At 37.1% G+C, this 20,138-nt stretch carries 19 protein-coding genes, 1 other RNA gene and 2 pseudogenes; 10 read left to right on the top strand and 12 right to left on the bottom strand.

Features of this window, described 5'->3' with window-relative positions:
* A pseudogene (locus F4V44_RS27550) lies at window positions 1–419 on the bottom strand (hypothetical protein); the annotation flags it as partial.
* A 364-nt stretch (window positions 420–783) separates the two neighbouring features.
* Between F4V44_RS27550 and F4V44_RS20280 the strand changes: the two are divergent.
* From F4V44_RS20280 to F4V44_RS20315, 8 genes are all read left to right on the top strand, one after another.
* Window positions 784–981, top strand: a complete 198-nt coding sequence (locus tag F4V44_RS20280; protein WP_150441838.1) for an IDEAL domain-containing protein — start codon at window positions 784–786, stop codon at window positions 979–981.
* 185 nt (window positions 982–1,166) lie between these two features.
* A complete protein-coding gene (locus tag F4V44_RS20285; RefSeq protein ID WP_150441839.1) occupies window positions 1,167–1,628 on the top strand; it encodes a hypothetical protein in 462 nt (153 codons plus the stop codon).
* A gap of 16 nt (window positions 1,629–1,644) precedes the next feature.
* Window positions 1,645–1,950 (top strand): hypothetical protein, encoded by a 306-nt coding sequence (locus F4V44_RS20290; protein ID WP_150441840.1) that lies wholly within the window; start codon window positions 1,645–1,647, stop codon window positions 1,948–1,950.
* A 2-nt stretch (window positions 1,951–1,952) separates the two neighbouring features.
* Window positions 1,953–3,239 (top strand): glutathionylspermidine synthase family protein, encoded by a 1,287-nt coding sequence (locus F4V44_RS20295; RefSeq protein ID WP_150441841.1) that lies wholly within the window; start codon window positions 1,953–1,955, stop codon window positions 3,237–3,239.
* Window positions 3,239–3,652: a DUF350 domain-containing protein gene (locus F4V44_RS20300; RefSeq protein ID WP_150441842.1), complete on the top strand. Its 414-nt coding sequence runs from the start codon at window positions 3,239–3,241 to the stop codon at window positions 3,650–3,652. Before F4V44_RS20295 ends, F4V44_RS20300 begins: the two co-directional genes overlap by 1 nt.
* Before the next feature lie 177 nt (window positions 3,653–3,829).
* On the top strand, window positions 3,830–5,314 hold the full coding sequence (locus F4V44_RS20305; protein WP_150441843.1) for a spore germination protein: 1,485 nt from the start codon (window positions 3,830–3,832) through the stop codon (window positions 5,312–5,314).
* 10 nt (window positions 5,315–5,324) lie between these two features.
* The gene (locus F4V44_RS20310) at window positions 5,325–6,425 is read left to right on the top strand and encodes a GerAB/ArcD/ProY family transporter (protein ID WP_150441844.1); all 1,101 of its coding nucleotides are present in this window, start codon (window positions 5,325–5,327) and stop codon (window positions 6,423–6,425) included.
* A complete protein-coding gene (locus F4V44_RS20315) occupies window positions 6,409–7,485 on the top strand; it encodes a Ger(x)C family spore germination protein (protein WP_150441845.1) in 1,077 nt (358 codons plus the stop codon). The genes F4V44_RS20310 and F4V44_RS20315 overlap by 17 nt, the downstream gene beginning before the upstream one ends.
* 40 nt (window positions 7,486–7,525) lie before the next feature.
* On the opposite strand, the gene F4V44_RS20320 is transcribed toward F4V44_RS20315, so the two are convergent.
* The 10 genes and pseudogenes from F4V44_RS20320 to F4V44_RS20365 all read right to left on the bottom strand — a co-directional run bounded on the left by F4V44_RS20320 (window position 7,526) and on the right by F4V44_RS20365 (window position 16,241).
* On the bottom strand, window positions 7,526–8,527 hold the full coding sequence (locus tag F4V44_RS20320; RefSeq protein ID WP_191090789.1) for a nuclease-related domain-containing protein: 1,002 nt from the start codon (window positions 8,525–8,527) through the stop codon (window positions 7,526–7,528).
* Window positions 8,528–8,825: 298 nt separating this feature from the next.
* Window positions 8,826–9,186, bottom strand: a transfer-messenger RNA (tmRNA) gene (ssrA, locus tag F4V44_RS20325).
* Window positions 9,187–9,401: 215 nt separating this feature from the next.
* The gene (gene smpB / locus F4V44_RS20330; RefSeq protein WP_150441847.1) at window positions 9,402–9,869 is read right to left on the bottom strand and encodes an SsrA-binding protein SmpB; all 468 of its coding nucleotides are present in this window, start codon (window positions 9,867–9,869) and stop codon (window positions 9,402–9,404) included.
* A gap of 168 nt (window positions 9,870–10,037) precedes the next feature.
* On the bottom strand, window positions 10,038–12,404 hold the full coding sequence (rnr, locus tag F4V44_RS20335; RefSeq protein ID WP_150441848.1) for a ribonuclease R: 2,367 nt from the start codon (window positions 12,402–12,404) through the stop codon (window positions 10,038–10,040).
* Between the two features lie 55 nt (window positions 12,405–12,459).
* Entirely contained in the window at window positions 12,460–13,206 is a 747-nt protein-coding gene (locus tag F4V44_RS20340; RefSeq protein WP_150441849.1) for an alpha/beta hydrolase, read from the bottom strand.
* A gap of 125 nt (window positions 13,207–13,331) precedes the next feature.
* A complete protein-coding gene (gene secG / locus F4V44_RS20345) occupies window positions 13,332–13,568 on the bottom strand; it encodes a preprotein translocase subunit SecG (RefSeq protein ID WP_150441850.1) in 237 nt (78 codons plus the stop codon).
* 169 nt (window positions 13,569–13,737) lie between these two features.
* The gene (locus tag F4V44_RS20350) at window positions 13,738–14,013 is read right to left on the bottom strand and encodes a hydrolase (protein WP_223881989.1); all 276 of its coding nucleotides are present in this window, start codon (window positions 14,011–14,013) and stop codon (window positions 13,738–13,740) included.
* Between the two features lie 213 nt (window positions 14,014–14,226).
* A pseudogene (locus F4V44_RS20355) lies at window positions 14,227–14,343 on the bottom strand (hypothetical protein); the annotation flags it as partial.
* 269 nt (window positions 14,344–14,612) lie between these two features.
* Complete coding sequence (locus F4V44_RS20360; RefSeq protein ID WP_150441851.1) at window positions 14,613–15,593, bottom strand: DUF4365 domain-containing protein; 981 nt, start codon at window positions 15,591–15,593, stop codon at window positions 14,613–14,615.
* Between the two features lie 96 nt (window positions 15,594–15,689).
* Window positions 15,690–16,241, bottom strand: a complete 552-nt coding sequence (locus F4V44_RS20365; protein ID WP_150441852.1) for a recombinase family protein — start codon at window positions 16,239–16,241, stop codon at window positions 15,690–15,692.
* Window positions 16,242–16,472: 231 nt separating this feature from the next.
* Here F4V44_RS20365 and F4V44_RS20370 point away from each other — a divergent pair, with 231 nt between their 5' ends.
* Window positions 16,473–16,931 (top strand): hypothetical protein, encoded by a 459-nt coding sequence (locus F4V44_RS20370; protein WP_150441853.1) that lies wholly within the window; start codon window positions 16,473–16,475, stop codon window positions 16,929–16,931.
* A gap of 46 nt (window positions 16,932–16,977) precedes the next feature.
* The gene (locus tag F4V44_RS20375; protein ID WP_150441854.1) at window positions 16,978–17,979 is read left to right on the top strand and encodes a DUF3231 family protein; all 1,002 of its coding nucleotides are present in this window, start codon (window positions 16,978–16,980) and stop codon (window positions 17,977–17,979) included.
* Between the two features lie 602 nt (window positions 17,980–18,581).
* On the opposite strand, the gene F4V44_RS20380 is transcribed toward F4V44_RS20375, so the two are convergent.
* A complete protein-coding gene (locus tag F4V44_RS20380) occupies window positions 18,582–19,751 on the bottom strand; it encodes a hypothetical protein (protein WP_150441855.1) in 1,170 nt (389 codons plus the stop codon).
* Between the last annotated feature and the right edge of the window lie 387 nt (window positions 19,752–20,138).

Here is a 20,138-nt window from a genome sequence, read left to right on the forward strand (position 1 = left end):
TTGTCTTTATCTTTTTGCTTATCTTGGTCTTTGTCTTTGTTTTTGTTTTTGTCTTTGTCTTTCTCCTTGTCTTTATCTTTTTGCTTATCTTGGTCTTTGTCTTTCTCCTTGTCTTTATCTTTTTGCTTATCTTGGTCTTTGTCTTTCTCCTGATCTTCCTTTTCATGATGGTGCGGTTTTGGTTTTGTAGGCTCACTGATACTCTTTACATGTTCTGCCTGGTAATAGATAACCGAATCTTTCACAGCAAGCGCCAAATAGTCTGATTGTACATCGACAACTACTCCGTGCTTAGCTTCAGGACCACCGCGATAGACTTTTACGTCTTTTCCCTTTAAAGAATCTAAAAACGCTTGATAAAAACGTGACTTGGGACTATGGTCAGCATCTTTGTGTTGTTTGTTCTTACTTTTGCTCATTTTTATCCTCCTTGTTCATCCTCCAAAATGGTTAGATATACTGCATGTATACGTAACTTTGTACCATTTTGAATGATGAACAAACCTATTTACTGAAATATCAACACGTACCTATAAAAAAAAGAAATATGATTATTTAATTACTAAGCTTTGTTAGCAAACAATATTGATAAACCTGATTTTTGACTCATCCGTGAGAAACGTCCATTTCTCAAGCCTTTCAGCTATGCTGAAAGGTTGCTGTATGGTTATAGATGAGTCAAAAATCAACCATGTTAATAAACAGAGCTAATTATCAAAAAAATGTTTGAATTATCTGAAATTTATTGATATAATTGAAAAAAGGTTAAGGAGTTGATTTCCAATGAATAAGTACTCTCTAAATGCACCCCAACAAACTGAGGTAATTGATGATTCACTATTTGCTGAAATGGTGTTAGACAAAGCGCTGCGCGATTTCCAGAAAGAGCAAATACTAAAGGAAATCGACTTATCGTTAAGCAGCAGAAACAAAGAACAATTTTACATTTTAACAGAGAAATTACAAAAGTTTCTTGAATAGAAATAAAGAACAGCTAAATTCCCGATTTCACTGAAATCGGGTTTTTTATTTTGGCCATCTAAACATATCCTCCTAGTCTATTCGTATGAAAAGTAACAAATTACGATTTTTTCGACAAATCGTTCGAAACTTTTCTTATAATTAAGCGTACTTATTATTTGAAATTAGACAAAAGGGTGTGGGTTATGAAACTTCACAATGCTATTTTGGAATATCGACTTCGCAAAGGGAATGACCATTTTGTCCCTATTTATCATTATCCGGAGATTGAGCTTGAACAAATTTTAGCTAGAAGAGAATGTGAGTTTTTTGTTAAAGATGGCATTACCTACAAACAACTGTCCTCTGCTATTGAGGATAACCTCTTTATTATTTATGTAGAAATATATGAAGAAGGACCACCAGAACCGGCCGTTTTAATTCAGGATGGCATTCTACTTGAGGTTCGAGAATTAAATGCCATCAAAAGCCATCCACTTATTACCTCTGAATATTTGACAAGTCATCTGGATGTGTTAAGTACAATTGGCAGTGTCTATATCTACCATCAGCAGAAGGAATGGGAACGAGATTCTGCCGAGATTGATGAGGACCGTAAAGCATTTGTTTTGTATGTCACACCAACAGGCTATTCCATTAAAGAATAAAGAGAGGGGATTAAGATTGAAAAAGACTAAAAACATGATGAAGGGTGTCATTGCTGCAGCACTTGTTACCTCTTTAACAGCCTGCGGGGAGGATCGTCCGCCGGAGCCAACGGGATACGATTGTGATGATTGGGACTGGGACAGCGAAACAGGGACCTATTACTGTGATGATAATGACTCCTACTATGGCGGCAGATACTATCACAGTGGATCCTTTTATTCAAATAAATCATCACTTAAAAGCAGTCCGAGCTATAAATCTTACGAAAGCTCATACAAATCAGGGATTGGCAGCGGATCAAAAGGCGGCTTCGGGGGATAAACATGAATACATTTCGTCAGGAGAGACAGCGCTTTTTTGAAGAAATCGATGATTTCTGGCATGACCTCTTCGATACAGAATATGCTTTATGGGATATTAAAAAAGAATCACCATCTGAGATTAAAACCATTAGACAGGCAGCAGAACGAATCGGACATATTTTGTTTAAAACGGCGCCGCTCTTACGACAATTAGATGAAGAAACACTGCTGCAGCTTGGATTTCCAGAAGCCTCTCTTGCCTTTATTAAACTTCATACACTTCCTTTTGAGAGCGTAATTGCACGGTTTGATTTAGTGGTTACAAATGAGGGAATAAAGCTTCTTGAGGTCAACTCCGATACACCTACTTTTATCAAAGAGACCTTTGCCGTTAATGGCGAAGTATGCAAAGCCTTCGGATGCATCAATCCCAATCACCACTGCGAAGAACAACTTCGCGATGCCGTACAACTGGCAGTGAAAATGGCTTTTCTCTCACTCGAAAAAAGAAAAAGTCCAAACATTGTCTTCGCTTCACATGATGATCATGAAGAAGACTGCCTAACAACGAAATATTTACAGAATCTATTTGGATTAAAAAGTCAATATTTGGGCTTAAGTCAGCTTCGCCTTGTAGCTGAACCTGTAATGGAGAACGGTCAGACTATCCTTGAAAGAGGTCTTTATGACGAACAGGGGGATAAAATTGATGTTCTTTACCGACAGACCTATCCGATTGAACACCTTGTCGATGATGAGGACCCGGAAACAAAAGAAAAAGTCGGTCAGCTCTTAATGAAGCTTGTAGAAGAAAAAGAATTAGCTATCCTCAATCCTCCTTCTGCCTTTTTACTTCAATCTAAAGCAGTCATGGCACTCATTTGGGGATTGCATGAAGAAAAACATTCCTTTTTCACAGAGGAAGAACATTATTGGATTCATACTTATTTTTTACCAACCTATTTAGATAAAGACTATTTTCTTGAGCAGGGTATCTCCTATGTGAAAAAACCTTCCTTTGGACGGGAAGGAGACACAATCGAAATATTTACGGGCAGCGGAGAAAAAATAGATGAGGACTCACATAAAACATACAGGGATTCACTACCTGTTTATCAACAATTCATCAGACTTCCTGAAACTTCAGTTCAAACCGAACAAGGCAAAAAGAATGTCCATTATATGTACGGATGTTTCTATATTAACGGTCAGGCAAGTGCCATGGGTATCCGTGCCGGGAGACAAATTACAGACAATGAAGCCTACTTTCTACCAGTAGGCATCGAAAACAAGGAGGAGAAACAGTAATGGAATTTATTTCATCAGATAGTTTTTTAAACTTTCTAGCACATGTTGGAACAGGCCTAGGTTTAATTATCATCGGTATAGTTGTCTTTGCCTTTACAACAAGATTTTCTGAATGGCAGTTAATCAAGGAAGGCAACATGGCTGTTGCCTTAAAACTGTGGGGAAAAGTCATCGGTTTAGCGATTACTCTGTACACCGTTTGGGGAGGAAGCGTCAATCTTCTCGATGCCTTTATTTGGGGGTTAATCGGGATTATCACCCAGGTCGTTGTTTATCTAATTATTGAATATGTTTTAACACCTGGAACAAACCTGGAAAAAAAAGTGGAAGAAGGCAATATGGCAATCGGTTTCAGTTTATTCGCTGCCGGAATCACGGTCGGATTGGTCGTTGCCGGAAGTTTAACCTATTAAGTTTAAATTCAATTGGTAATTTACTTGAATGTCTAGATGGAAAAGCCGAATCATCGGGAACCTCCCGTGATTCGGCTTTTTTGTTTGCTTTAGAATCTCGTTTCTTTAATAAACTCATAAACTTTCCAATTCAGGTAACAATAAGCCATAGAATCAACTACTAAGGAGATACCAATCGTGTTTAATCTTTTTAAAAATAAGAACAAAGAAAGGGAAAGTATAAAGGAAGTTTTTGCAAAATCGCATGATTTTCAGTCTTTTGAATTTACAAATGACAAAACAAAACTTGCCTTTTCCTTAACGTTTCTTTCTACTCTTGTGGAGGAAAAAACGATTCGCGAATGTGCTCTCCCTTATTTGTTAGAAAGAGAATTTCATCAGTTGGAGGATGCAAAGCAGCTTCTCCCCTTGCCTGATGTACAAATTTCGACAGACCCTTCTACAATTGAAGAAAAGTTGTTAAATGGAAACGTGCTGTTGACCATACGCGGGGAAGCAAATAAATTCTGCCTTTTTGCAGCTGTAAAAGATACGACACGAAGCATCACACCGCCTGAGGTTGAATTCAGCGTGATTGGTCCGAAAGAATCCTTTGTTGAATCTATTGACCAAAACTTAAGTTTACTGCGTAAAAGAATTCCGGTAAAAGAATTAATTATCGAAGAACAGACGGTCGGATCCCTTTCCAAAACAAGAGTAGCTATTCTTTATTTAGATGGTATTACTAATAAAGAAAATGTGAATACGATTAGACAACGTATTAAGGGGATTGAATTTGATGAAATCACCGACAGCTCTTATATCGTTCAAATGATTTCAGACAACCATAATTCACCCTTTCCACAGCTTCTTGATACAGAAAGGCCTGACCGTGTTGCAGCCATATTAGCTGAGGGTAAGGTCGCCATAATGGTAAACGGTTCACCGCATGCCTTAATAGCGCCTACTACATTGGTTGAGTTTTTTAGCTCATTTGAGGATTACTATTTAAACTGGGTTCTTTCATCATTTTTTCGCTTAATTCGTTTATTTGCCGTTACCTTTTCAATTTTAGTTACACCTGTCTATGTTGCAACACTTTCTTATCATTATGAATTAATACCACAGGATTTATTAAGTGCGTTAGTGGCTTCAAGAAGAGCCATTCCCTTCCCCCCGATTCTGGAGGCATTATTTCTTGAATTAACGATAGAACTTTTACGGGAAGCAGGAGCCCGGCTTCCCACAAAGGTCGGTCAGACCATCGGTATCGTGGGTGGTATTGTTATCGGAACGGCTAGTGTGGAGGCTGGCCTGACAAGTAATGTCTTATTGATTTTTGTTGCCCTCGCTGCATTGGCTTCATTTACGACGCCTGTCTATAAAATGGGTAACACCATCCGTTTGCTGCGCTTTCCCTTTTTGCTTTTTGCTGAGCTATGGGGACTGCTCGGAATCGTGATGTGTTTCTGTTTTTTACTAACCCATCTCATTCGTTTAACATCTCTAGGAAGGCCGTTTTTAGAGCCGATTTATCCATTAAGAAAACAGGATTTGAAGGACTCCTTGATACGATTACCTTTTCATAAACAAAGAAAACGACCATTCTTCTTACGAACCCAGCAGCCAAACCGTTTCCCTGAGAAAGCTGTAAAGGCTAAGAAGAAAGATATCGAGGATTAGAGGTAGATTCATGAAAGTGACCATTCCAGAAAACAAAAAAATCGCTCCTTTTCTTGTATTTTTCACCATTCATGCCATGCAGACTGGTATTGGTATTCTTGGCTTTACAAGAATCATTGCCAGACATGCCGGCTATGATTCTTGGATGTCCATTATCCTTGTCGGGATCATTATTCATATTTTGATGTGGATGATCTATAAAATGACAGCCATTGCTGATGGAGATATTATAGCGGTTCATACGTACATCTTTGGTAAAAAACTCAGTAAAATGATCTGCTCCATTTTTATCCTTTACTTCTGTTTATTAATCGTTACCGTACTGAGAGGCTTTATTGAAATTGTTCATGTATGGATGTTTCCAGATCTCAGTATCTTTTGGTTCAGTCTTACCTTTTTTATCTTGGCCATCTATATCGTAAATGGCGGTATTAGAACCATAACAGGGATTGCTTTTTTTTCAGTCGTACTGCCCTTTTATATTGTGATAACCTTTTTGCTTACACTGCCATATGCCAGCTTTACGAATTTACTTCCCATGTTTGATCACTCCTTAACGGAAGTGCTGCATAGTACACGGAGCATGTCTTTAACGGTAATTGGGTTTGAAACGTTACTATTTTTTTATCCTTTTATTAAAAGTCCTGAAAAGTCAAGAAAATGGGCCTTTTTTTCCAATATATATACCACACTCCTCAATCTCTATGTAGCCATCTTTATCTTTGCCTATTTTTCAGAAAATCAGCTGCAAAAATATACATGGCCTCTTTTGACTATATGGAAAGTTATTAAGATGCCTTTTGTGGAACGGTTTGAATATATCGGGATTGCCAATTGGTGTTTAATTATTCTACCAAATATCTGCCTTGCTCTTTGGTGTGCAAGTCGGCTAATCAAGCAAATTTTCTCTATTAGGCAAAAAACATCCGTTCCAGCTTTGGCAATCGTTTGTCTGGTGACCATAAGCCTGATTGTCACTGGAGAGACACAAAACATGTTATCAGATCTAACAGGGAAAATTGGATTTTATATCAATTTCTTCTATTTACCCTTTTTATTTTTCGCCACGTTATTGGCAAGGAAGGTGAAAAAACGTGAGACCCCTTCGTAAATGGATAGGGTGCCTGAGCCTCTTATTACTACTTAGCGGGTGTGTCGAGAAAGAAGTATTGGACGATATCAGTTTAATTGAAGGCATCGGCTTTGACCTATCTGAAGATGGAAAGATACTTGGAACAGTCACATTCCCGCTCTACCTTAAGAATGCCCCGCCAAAGAACCAAACCTTTTCGGCAGAAGCGAAAATTAAAAAGTCCTTTTTACAGGAAGTTCAAAAGCAAACGTCAGATCCAATCGTGACAGGCAGCCTTGAGATTGTCTTATTTGGTAAGGATATCGCAAGGAAAGAAGGAATTCTTGAATTAATTGATGCTTTCCAACGAGATCCCGGTGTTGGTGCAGGTCTCTACTTGGCTGTTATCGACGGAGAAGCCAAATCATTATTAGAAGGCGAATACGGAATAAGGGGAAATGGGACCTTTTTAGCGAATTTACTTGAACATAATATCAAGCAGGAGGAAATTCCAAGAACAAACCTTCATCTATTTCTTGCTGACTTTTACCAAGAGGGAAAAACACCTTTTCTGCCCCAGTTAAAGCAGACGTCGAAGAAAAAAATTGAAATTACCGGAATCGCCCTCTTTAGTCAAGGAAAGGTCATTGATGTAATTCCACCTGAAAAGATGTTCTCCTTTAAGCTTCTAGTGGACAGGTTCAGTGAAGGAATGCATCAAGTCAGTATTAATGAGGGTGATGCCGCCATACGAAGCATTCGCTCAAGTCATAAGTTTGAGCTGAGCAAACGAAATCCAGAGGAAATTAACATTCACATAAAAGTTAAGGGTGTCATTAATGAATTTACTGGGAATAATCTGACACCCAAACTGATTACTAAGCTTGAAAAACAATTTGAAGAAGATATAAATAAGGAATGTCTTAGTATGATTGAAAAGTTTAAAGAAAAAGAACTTGATCCCATCGGATTAGGTCGTTACGTAAAAACCCAGACGAAAAATTTCAATATTAATAAGTGGAGAAATACAGAGTATAAGAATCTTAAAGTAAAGGTAACATCCGATGTGGTAATTACGGAAACTGGGGTTATTCAATAATATGGAGTACCTTGATGAAAAAGCTGAGGGGCATTTTGGTTCAGCTTTTTTGTTTGAAATGGAATTCGAAATTGTCGAGGGAAGAAATCGTATAGACGCGGTTCTTCCTTGTTCCGGTATATTTAAACATAAGTGTCTGAAAAATTCTTGTTGCCGCAGCTGAAGAATGAATTTGCAAGAAATCTCTTAACTGACTATTTGCAATCGTATTTCCAATTAACAGTTGATAATCCCTGATTGCTGGTAAGTGGGCATTTTGGGAAATTAGGGAGCACTTAGGACAATACCACGAAGCACCGTGTTTTTTTATCATGGATGGATGATTGCAATTGGGGCAAATCACTCCTTTTACGAATTCTTCTTTAGAAATATTATATGTTTCTCCTATAGAAGGGTCTAATTCTGTGTGCTGCTTTAAAAAATGCCGTGTAATTTTCTTTATTTCCTTTTCTTCGAGAACAGGATGGCTGTTTGAGTTTTCTATTTCTTCAATTTTATTAGCTAAAATATCAAGATGAATAACTTTCCGGCGTATAAGATGATTTTGGGTTGTGGAGCGAATGATAGACTGAGGATTACTAATGACAACCAATGAACAGATTGGAATTTGAGGCAGGCGGTTATTCTGAAACCATGTTTTCAATTGTGCTTCATGACGCTCAGCCTGTGTGATAGGATCAGAAAAAGCCATCTCTTTGCCATCTTTTGTTCGAATTAATTGTTTGAAAACGGGATCAAACAGTAAAGAACCTGCTATGTTTTTTACTTCGATAATAAGACACATCTTCCTAGAGAGGAGTACAGAATCCATTTGAAAGTAGCGGTTGTCATCCGGCAAGCGAAGATCATGCAAAATAAAGAAATGTTTGGTGTCCAAAAAGGAAAATTGATAGTCAAGAGAGCACTCACCCTTATAACCTGCCATTCTTTTTTTGAGATCTTCAGTAATAATAGGGACTTTTATATGATTTGATGGAAGTCTGCGTAAAAGTGCCTGTAATTTTAATATGGTTAGAGGGATTTTTCGTTGTTTTACAATCATTTCATCTCTCCTCATTTATTTTACTATCTCTATTCTTGATATTAGTGAAAATTCTTTTGAGAAGTAGCATGAAATTATGACTTATTTTCGAAAATAGCATTTTATTTTTGATTTTCTGATTTTATAATCGAGTTTACTGTTTTTATTTTCGAAAAATCCAATTTATCGATTTTTCGACAAAGACTAATAACAACAAGCAGCCAAATTCGTTATCAAACTACCATGATATGCAAAAACGGACCTGCCACTGCGGCAAGTCCGTTTATTATTAAGTATAAACCACCAACATCATTATGTATGGTGGAGACGGTGGGAGTCGAACCCACGTCCAAAGATATCGTCACTTAAGCTTCTACGAGTGTAGTCGATATATTTGCATTTCGCCGCACCATATGCCTATCGACGGGCGTCCGGGCTAGCTAGTCTGATTGTTCTCTTCCTTCATCCTCAGACGGTGGAATCCGGCGTAGCCCACTAAAGTTGAGTCCCTTACCCTACCACATGGGCAATGGAGGGAGGAACCGCTAAGCGCTTATTAAGCAGCTACAGCGAAAGAATTTTGTTGTTTGCCAGTTATAGGCTTTGACGTTTTAACGAGGCCGATCCCCTCGACTCGCAACCCAAGCTCGAACTACCCCTGTCGAATCCGTAGCGTCCCCATATGAGAAAATCAACTGATAAATAAATCATTATCAAATTGATTCGCGCTGAACTGCGCTGACGTTAGGAATGCTCAAAGGTCGAGCAAAGATTATGTGTCAGCTCCTGCTGACATAACTTATTATAACATAATTGAATCTGATTTCAATTGTAAGTTACTGGTTTGATTGGAAACCAAACGAAATGGTTGATTACTTTTAGAATAGCTCGCCTTTTACAGCTTCTGTCTCTCACGGAATGCACGTTCAATATCACGCTTTGCTTCTTTTTTCTTCAAGTCTTCGCGTTTATCAAATTTCTTTTTCCCTCTTGCTAAACCAATTAGGATTTTTGCATAGCCGTTTTTTAAATAAATCTTTAATGGAACTAATGAATAGCCAACTTCTTTCGTTTCACCAATCAGCTTGTTAATTTGTTTGCGATGAAGCAGAAGCTTTCTCGTTCTCTCCGGATCATGATTGTAGCGGTTTCCTTGTTCATATGGACTGATATGCATGCCAATCAAGAACACTTCTCCATTTAGAATTTTCGCATAGGAATCCTTCAAATTGGCCCGACCGGCACGTAGCGCTTTAATTTCAGTGCCTTGCAGGACAAGTCCTGCTTCATATGTTTCTTCAATAAAATAGTCATGATACGCTTTTTTGTTTTGCGCAATAACCTTACCTTCACCTTTTGGCATAGAGCTTTTCCCCACTTTCTTTGCTCTATTTTAGCAAAAAATAACGCTCCGAACAAATCAGAACCAACCGTTGTTTAATACTTTACCTCAATGGGGGACAGTCCCCCACCGGTTTAACGCTTTACTCAAGTGGGGGACTGTCCCCCACTTGTTTAACGCTTTACTTGCTTAACGTTTTTTCTTCCGCTTAGCTTTTGGTGCATTTTCGAAGAACTTTTTATTTCTATTTTTCTTCTTTGCCGCCGGCTTGCTGGCATTAGCTTCCTTACCTCTTCCATTACGACTTCTGCTTCGACCGCTGCCTTCACCGCCCTCTTTGCCTTTCCTAGGCTTACGGTCAGAGCTGCCTGTTTTAAAGACACGACCACCTTCACTTGGATCGCGTCTGCGCGTGCCCTTCATGCCGACAATTTCAAAATCAATCGAACGTTCATCTTTATTCACGTTAATGACCCGAACAGTAATTTCATCGCCAATGCGGAATACATTCCCGGTACGCTCGCCAATCATCGCAAAATGACGTTCATCAAAACGATAATAATCGTCTGTCATATAGCTGACATGGATAAGCCCTTCAATCGTATTTGGAAGCTCGACAAACATGCCGAAATTGGTTACAGAGCTAATAATACCGTCATATTCCTCTCCAATTTTATCTTCCATATACTCAGCTTTCTTCAACTCATCTGTTTCACGCTCGGCATCAACGGCCCGGCGCTCCATTTTTGAAGAATGTTCGGCAATATCAGGCAGGCGTGAATCCCATTTCTCACGTGTTGCTTGATCTACTTTTCCTTCAATTAGATACGTGCGGATTAATCGATGAACAATTAAATCCGGATAACGCCGAATCGGAGAGGTAAAATGCGTGTAGTACTCTGTTGATAATCCAAAGTGACCAAGGCTGTCAGGGTCATATTTAGCCTGCTGCATTGAGCGAAGCATGACCGTTGAAATGACCATTTCCTCCGGCTTACCTTGAACTTCTTCAATAATTTCCTGTAATGCCCTTGGATGGACAGAGTTCGCAGTTCCCTTTACGATATAACCAAAGTTTGTAATGAACTCAAAGAATCGACGCAGCTTGTCTTCCTTTGGATCCTCGTGAATTCGGTAAATAAACGGTATATCCATCCAGTGGAAGTGCTCCGCAATGGTTTCATTCGCCGCAAGCATAAATTCCTCTATCAAACGTTCCCCGACAGAGCGCTCACGAAGCACAACATCCGATGGTTTGCCTTCTTCATCTACAAGCACCTTCGCTTCTTTAAAATCAAAATCAATGGCCCCGCGATGCTGTCTTTTTGCATTTAATATTTTCGCTAGTTCATGCATGAGGCGAAACATCGGAACAAGAGACTCATAACGTTTGATTAATTCCTCGTCCTCATCCACTAAAATTTTATTCACATCAGAATAAGTCATTCTTTCTGTCGTCTTAATGACGCTTTGGAAAATGTCATGCTTCACAACCGTACCATCTTCATCAATTTCCATTTCGCAGGAAAGAGTCAGTCGGTCTACCTTTGGATTTAAAGAACAAATCCCATTCGATAAGCGGTGCGGAATCATCGGAATCACACGGTCTACCAAATACACACTTGTCCCTCTGTCAGCCGCTTCGCGGTCAATCGGCGATTCTTCTGTCACATAATAGCTGACATCCGCAATATGTACGCCAAGTTTATAATTTCCATTGTCAAGCTTTGTGACCGTTACGGCATCATCCAAATCTTTTGCATCTGCACCGTCAATTGTAACAATCGTTTCATTACGCAAATCGCGGCGGTTTTTAATTTCCTCTTCATCTATCGAATCAGGCGTATCATGTGCCTGCTGTAGCACATCTTCCGGAAACTCGCCAGGCAATCCATGCTTATGAATAACAGAAAGGATATCAACACCCGGATCATTTTTATGACCAAGAATTTCAATAACTTCTCCTTCTGCACTCATCCGCCCTTCAGGATAGACAGTCAATTTGACAACGACTTTATGTCCCTCTACAGCCCCATTCGATGCTTGTTTTGGGATAAAAATATCTCCAGCGAATTTTTTTTCATCCGGAATAACAAAGCCAAAGTTCTTACTCTCTGTGTATGTTCCAACAACTGTCTGGACCCCTCTTTCCAGGATTCTGACAACCGTTCCCTCCCGGCGCTGGCCTGAGGTTTCTGATGATACACGGGCAAGAACCGTATCGCCATGCAGTGCATTATTGGTTTCATTAGGTGGAATAAAAATATCATCCATTCCCGGCTCTTCCGGAATAACAAAAGCAAATCCTTTCGCATGTCCGGTAAGCTTTCCGCGAATCAGGTTCATTTTTTCCGGCAAACCGTAGCGATTGCTTCTCGTCCGAACGACAATCCCCTTTTCTTCCATATAAACTAGGGCTTTTACAAAGTCTTTAAATGCGGCAGAATCGTCTACGCCCAATGCTTCCTCTAATTCTTGAACCGTTAAAGGCTTATAGGCCTCATCCTTCATATAATGTAATAATCGATCAACATGCGGTTTTATAGCAGCATCCATCTATTTCCCTCCTTTTAGAGAATCATTTTCTATAAAAAATACTCATCCTATTCGTTTATTCTTCCCAGCCCAGTCCTTCTAAGAACTGATAGATGTCTTCATGGAGCTGATCCTTTTCTTTATCCAATGTAATGGCATGGCCGGATTCTTCATACCATTTTAACTCTTTTTGCAGGGATTCTGCCTGATTGTAAATGATATTTGCACTATCCGGATTAATCATGTAATCATGACGACCCTGGACAACAAAGAGTGGCGCATAAACCATATCAATATGATCTCGGACATCAGCAATTAAATTTTGCAGAGCTTTGAGGGTTTTCATTGGTGTCTTTTGAAACTCCATCATTTCTTGCTCAACCTGCTCTTCCGTTTTCCCTTCTAGTCTTTTATATTCGCGGGCAAAAGCAAGGATTCCTTCATACATTACTTCTTCGCTTTTTATATAGGCGGGTGCGCACATTGGCACAATTCCCTTTATAGGTACAGTGTATCCCAATTTTAAGGAAAATACCCCGCCAAGTGACAGCCCGGCTACAGCAATCTCCTGATGACCCTGCTTTTGTAAAAACTCATACCCATTCATCACATCCTGCCACCAATCTTCCGGTCCGGTATGTACAAGTTCTTCCGGCGGAACTCCATGTCCTTTATATAAGGGTGCGTGACACGTGTAGCCTTTTTTTTCGAGGAAGCGGCCAAGCATACGAACATCAGCGGTATTTCCCGTAAAGCCATGCAATAATAGTACCGCTCTCTTCCCGTTTCCAAACGTAAATGGTTTTGGGACAACAATTTTCATATAGTAAACCTCTCTATTCATAATCTAGGCATTTATAGTTTTAACAGATGAATTCGGAACATGCCATCATTCTGTTTTCATACAAAAAAAACCTGACCATATAGTACGGCCAGGCTTTTATTGTATTATAGACCAAAATAAGCGACAGCAATAGCTAACACAAAGAATAATACTGATAATACAATCGTTAATCGCTGAAGGACTAGGTCAAGTCCGCGAGCTTTTTGTTTACCAAATAATTGCTCAGCTCCACCGGAAATAGCTCCTGATAAACCAGCGCTTTTTCCTGATTGAAGAAGAACTACAACAATTAGCGCAATGGATACAATCACAAGTAACGTAATTAAAATAGTATGAAGCATGTTAGAAACCTCCTGAAACGCCCTTTTACAATATTTCTATTTTATCATACTATCCAATAGAAAACCAAATAAATTCATGAAATTGTAAAGAAGACTGATTACTCTTCTCCACAAAATATAATAGGACTAATCTCATTAAAATGAAATTAGTCCAAAAATTAATCCTTTATTATCCGAAAATTCTAATACCCTGCATTTTTTCACAATCCAAAACTAGCGTTGCTCCGGGTGCTGTAGTTTGTGTAAAGAAAGCACAACAAGTCCTGTCATCGAAGTTAACAAATGTTAATCCAGTAAATACTGCTCCACCAGATAAAAATACATCTACTAATGTTCCTGTTTGCAGATCGTCTAGTTGCTCACAAACGCAACCTTCGCATCTGTGTTGACGATTAGTGTCTTCTATACCCATTACTTCGCCTTGACGAAATCCCATATAACTCATTAAGAATCCTCCCCTTTCAACTATAAATATCATTCGCATTAATACTTTATGTTGAAAGGGCTCTTATAGATTGGACAAACAGTATGTGTCGAAAGTACATTTTTTCTGCCACTGAAAACTAGACATGAAGTGAGTTTTCTAGACAAAAGAAAGCCCCCGATAAACAGGGAGAAATCCCACATTTATTGGAGGCTTTACTTGGCTATGCCATCATTACTTCTTTAAGTTATAGAAAGATTGTAACCCAGCATATACTGCTTGCTCGCCAAGCTCGTCTTCGATGCGAAGTAATTGGTTGTATTTTGCGATACGGTCTGTACGAGAAGGTGAATTTTATACAAAACATGATTAAATCAAGGTTTAATTACTTTTTCTTTCTTATTTATATGTAGTTGTATTACACAGTTCGTGAATAGCTTTAATAAACACTTTAAGCTATGTACGAATTAATCCCATTATATCATAATCCTAAAATCTGTTGACAGATACAGCTTGTTTTTCTAATCAGATTGCAGGAGCGGAAGGGCTAATACATATCCTATTTTCAAAAATTATGTTTTTGGTGAAAAGCACCCCCATTAAAATAACATTTGAAAGCATCATTCGTGTAAAAGTTCATTTAGATATGTTGGCAAAAACCATTCCCTTACAATGTCCTCATAAAGATTACCTAGACCATTCAGACCTTCCCATAATAATCTTACTTGCGTAAAATAATATATGTCGTCAAATGTATATTCTTTGCTAAATGAAAAATTAGTTTCCCACAAACCATCTCTTTCTTTTACATTAGAAAAAGTTATAATACCTTCTTTCCCTTTTTCGCAAAGTATATTTAATTTTTCGAAATAATCCCCCATTATTGCCCACAAGTTTCTTATTTCCCAAACATCAAGTCTTAATAATATCTGAAGAAAGTGAGGATAAATCTTTAATAACTCATCTTCACTTAAATACTTAAGTTCACCCGCTTGGTAATTTATTTTGTTAAAAAACGAATATAACTTCGGTCTTTTTGCATAGAGCATAATAGGGATTTGGTTATTTGTATTATTTTTGTTTAGTATGTTCGTTTTCGGAATATATATTGTTTTAGATTTCTTCTTATAATATTCAGGGTCAGTCGGTACTAGGACTTTTTCTATATAATCATTCAGACATAAAAAATATATATTCTCATTATTAACATCTACAACAAATAACAAAATAGGTACAGCGCTACTCATTCTTTCAACTGTATAAAGTTCTGCCGTATCCAATTGAAATTTAACTACATCTATTTTCTTATAGGGTTTGCCCTGAACCCCTTCATACATCTCTACATTCTTTCTTTCATGAATTGTATATGTTGAAAAATCAATATTCTCTGTTCCTTTTACTTGTATAAAAATATGCTCGCCAAGAGTATCATAAACTCTTTTTTTATCCTCGTCTTTAGGCTCAAACAATTCTATCTCAAGGTCTATTCCATAATCAGGCTTATATTCCCTTATAGTCCAATAATCAGGAAGTATGCTACCAACAATTTCTAGAGATTTTTTTTCAATTAAATGAGTATGAGATTTCCTTTTTGTCCTCATTCTTCTCACCCGACCTATGCCAACTTTTATGGAGATTGTACATGTATATGCAACATTGAATTACAGTTTTATTATTGAATGAACCACCCTTTCCGATTAATTCTGTTTTCTTTTTGCTCGAATTAATGTACTCTTACTTATCCCTGTCAATGATTCTACTTGCTTATATGAATTGCTTTCAAGTAACTGTAAAGCATGTTCAATTTGTTTTCTGCTGTATTTGTTTGGTCTGCCTTCACGAAAATCAGCCTTTTGCTTTGCAATTGCTTTTCCTTCCTGTGTCCGTTCTACAATCATATCCCTTTCAAACTCTGCAAATGCTAACATAACGTTTAATATCAATCTTCCTGTTGGTGTATCTTCGACTAATCCCATGTTTAGCACATGCACCTTGACACCTCGTTCAAACAGTTCCTTAACTGTGTTAATACCCTCTGCTGTTGTTCTAGCAAAGCGGTCTAACTTTGTGACCACTAATGTATCATTTTCTTTAAGGATTGAAAGCAATTCTTGAAATTTTGGTCTATCCGTTTTTGTTCCAGTAAACTTTTCAGAATAAATTTTATCGCAACCTTCATTTTCCAATGTTTGCAATTGTGATTCCAAATCCTGTTGGTGTGTACTTACACGCGCATAACCATATTTCATATTAAACACCCCTTTTTTTACAAGTATTTAAGATACTAAGTTATGACACCTCCCTATATACTGATAATACTGCACTGCCAAAACAGTGTCAATACTTTTAAGTTATGACACTATTGAAATAAAAAAAGACCACCTCATATGAGATGGACACATCTTACTTGTTTCTTCAACTACATATTATTTCTCCTCTTGTGAATACTAAAATTATTACAGATATAAGGATAACATGCTATGACTTATAAGTTAGAAGCTATTCTATGGAGTATGGCTCTCCCTGGATTTGCTCAGTTACTAAATGGGAAATTCATTAAAGGAATCGTTTATATTTTCTTGGAGTTGCTCGTTAATGTTAATAGTCATTTTAATATGGTAATTTTGTATAGCTTTCAAGGAAATATTAAAGAAGCAATCGAAGTAACAAATTACCAATGGCTAATGTTCTATCCCTGTCTATATATGTTTGCTATGTGGGATGCATTTAAAGATGCCGAAGGAGAAACTCCTCCTTATTCCTATCTTCCTTTTGTATTTGGGGCTTATTTTGTAACCATTGGGCTTATCTACTCTCCTACACTAAAATTAGGACAAATATTACTGGGACCTGTGTGGCTTCCAATTTTGTCTTTATTCCCAGGTTTATTGGTTGGACATCTTTTAAAGTGTATGTTAATGCGAATTAAGATTCAATGAAAGTGGTTATTTGTTTGAGTAAATACAATAAATGGAGGCTAAAATTATGAACCAAAAACAGGCTTTAAGTTCAAGTGAATTAGGAACATTGTGGATGACCTATCAGGAAAAAACAATGATACAAAGAATGCTTGAATATTTTATAGAACAAGCAGATGACAATCGAGCTAAAGAGATTATGCAAGATACTCATATGAAAATTATTAACTATCTGGAAGATATAAAAAGCATCTTAAAAAATGAAGGTGCTGTCATTCCTGTTGGATACACGGAACAAGATGTGAATATTGGCGTTCCTAAGCTGTATGACAACATGTTTGATATTATGTTTCTTCGACTGCTCCAAGAAATAAGCATGGGATTACATACTCTCCATTTAAATATGGCATATCGTAAAGATATCGTACTTCTCTATAAGGAATTAACTGCATTTACTCAAAGTGTTTACGATGAATGCGTGGACTATTTACAAGAAAAAGATGTTTTACCACGTCCTCCTGCTGTAACTATGCCAAAGTCTGTGGAATTTGTAGAGGGAACGAATTATATGAGTGGTTTTAACTTATTTTCTGAAAAACGTGCATTGAATACAGTTGAAGTAGCACATTTATATCACGTAATTGAATCAAATATTATTGGCATGCAATTGATAACGGGGTTCGCACAAGTGGCAAATGAACCCGAAGTGAAAAAATACTTCGTAAAAGGAAAAGAATTAGCTAAAAAAATTGTGACTGATAATACGCAATTATTTCTTCAAAGTGATATTCAACCGCCTTCAACATGGGGGGCAAATGCAACAGACTCAAAAGTAGCTCCTTTTTCAGATAAACTGATGATGTACTGTACCAGCCTGTTTTGTAGCTTTGGTTTAGGAAGCAATGCATTAGGAACAGCATTTAGTTTACGAAGTGACCTCCCATTAAAAATGATTAGTGAAGCAAAAGACATATTAACTTATGGGCAAGAGGGTGGAAAACTTTTGGCGAAAAATGGTTGGCTTGAAGAACCACCTCAAATGCAGGATAGAAATCAATTAACTAAATAATCAAGATGCAATTACTGAAATAATAAAAGCTCTCCTTACTATTCAGGAGAGTTTTATTATTTTACTTATAAGATAGAAGTTCTGTCCAATATTTAACTACTTTTATCAACTCCTTCTTAAACACTAACCTGCACCGTTCGTTAAATTAATAAACTACAAATGGATAGCTCTACAATAAAAGGGAATCAAATGTACGATCCTTTTTCCTTAGAGTTTCCTTTGCTATTTTAATATTCACCGCTTATTTCTTCAACAAAATCATTCCAAACACAAATATATGCAGTTTGTATAGCTATACTCCTTCCACACGATACGCCACCATTAGTTACGATATTTCACGTAAAAGTAGCTTAATTGACACGTTTTTTGAATAATTCACACGGTATTAATATTTAACATAGTGCGGGTGTGGGACACTCATTTTTGAATAAAAATCGAATTTTATACAGTGAACCCCCACTCTAATTGGCGGGGGTATTCTTGTTACTTAGTGTTTGAAATGCTTGATTAGCATTATATATGTTCTTGTGTTTTTATATAAGGTTAATCAAATATTCCAATACCTTATTTTTCTTTTTTGGTTGCTTCAAGATAGAATCATTTTATTTAAAAGTCTGCCCGTAGTATTCTTGCAACTGTCCGATACGATTAGCATACAAACCATCAAAATACAAGGCATAATAATCGCTGTCAAATTCATAATCGTTTATTGTAGGGGTTCTAACAACAGGTTTGCCACCAAACACTTCATTTGCAATCTTGAATGGTTTAGGCTCTAAGAATTTTTCAGCCTTCTTCTGTGCATTATCAATAACATGCTCTTTACGTTTGTCATGGAATTGCTGTTCATTTTCAGCTAAAAACTTTTGTTCATCCTGCTTGAATTGCTCAATAACTTCTTTATTATATTTCTTTAAATAAGCAATAATCTTTTTCTTTCTTGCCTTTAAAATTACTGCATATGTAGTATAATAATAATCTAACCCAAGCACCTTACCATTTTCATCTTCCACAAATGCAAGCTGTTCTAAGTATTCTTCATTAAATTTAACTGTCTTTTTCGAATTTTTATATGTCATTAAGTACCATTCACTCACATCATAACGTTCCATTAACCTACGTTTTAGTGCGACCACTTGCTTATACACATCTTCATGTAGATTGATAGTTTCATCCGTTTCTGCGATATGTCCTTTAAATACAGGATAGTATTCAATGATACCTGCTTTCTCCATACGTTTAAGAGTACCTGCAACTTGATTTGTTAATTCTTTAACAGTTTGTACGAAATCATCAACAATTCTATCTTCATTTTCTTTAATAATAGAGTTATCTTTTAAATCATTTACATAAGTTTCCCTCAAACCTTCATGATGTCTTGATAATAGTAAGTCGTGCATCTTTTCTGTAATTACTCCGAAGTCTAATGCCCAATTTGCCAATGTTTGTGCTGTTGATTTTTCTAAACCTTGTTCTAGGACACTCACAACTACAACATCTAGGTTTTTAGTGTAAGAGATACTCCATGCTCCGTTTGAAGCTCTGCCATCGTCTTTTTCAGTTGCAACATCTTTTTCCTTCGCACAAGTGATAACCCTTTTAGTACCTCTACCTTCAACCGTAATTGAATCTTTTTCATAAAATCTACTTGCTTCTTTTTTAACGCTATCAAGTGTACGCTTATTAACATTTCCTTTACCATCAATTAGTGCCTGTTTTTGCTTGTCTGTGCCAAACTCATTGATAAATTGTTCTAGTGTAAACTGTTTCATTTATAGAAAACTCCATTTCTTTTTATTAATTTTATAGGATCGTGCATAATCACTTGTAATATATTCATATATTTTATTATGACTAATCTTGCACGATTCTGATTATATCTTCTTCTATTGCTTATGTACTTTGCTACCATCTCTGTTAAAAGTGCAAAAAAACGCACTTTCACCAGACCTCGCCCAAAGTACGCAAAGGGCGTGATTAATCTATTGATGTTGATTTGATTTTTCATTCACATAAAGTAAATTTGTCGGCGATGTTTTTGGGTACCTTTTTGCATCGCAACACTTTGAAATAATTCGTGGAGCATGGCGTAATGAATTTTTTCAAGTGCTTATGTAAAAAGGTACATAACTTATCATTACCCATGTAAACCCTTTCAA

Source organism: Niallia endozanthoxylica (assembly GCF_008710145.1).
In the GTDB taxonomy this organism is placed as follows: Bacteria; Bacillota; Bacilli; order Bacillales; family Cytobacillaceae; genus Bacillus_BD; species Bacillus_BD endozanthoxylica.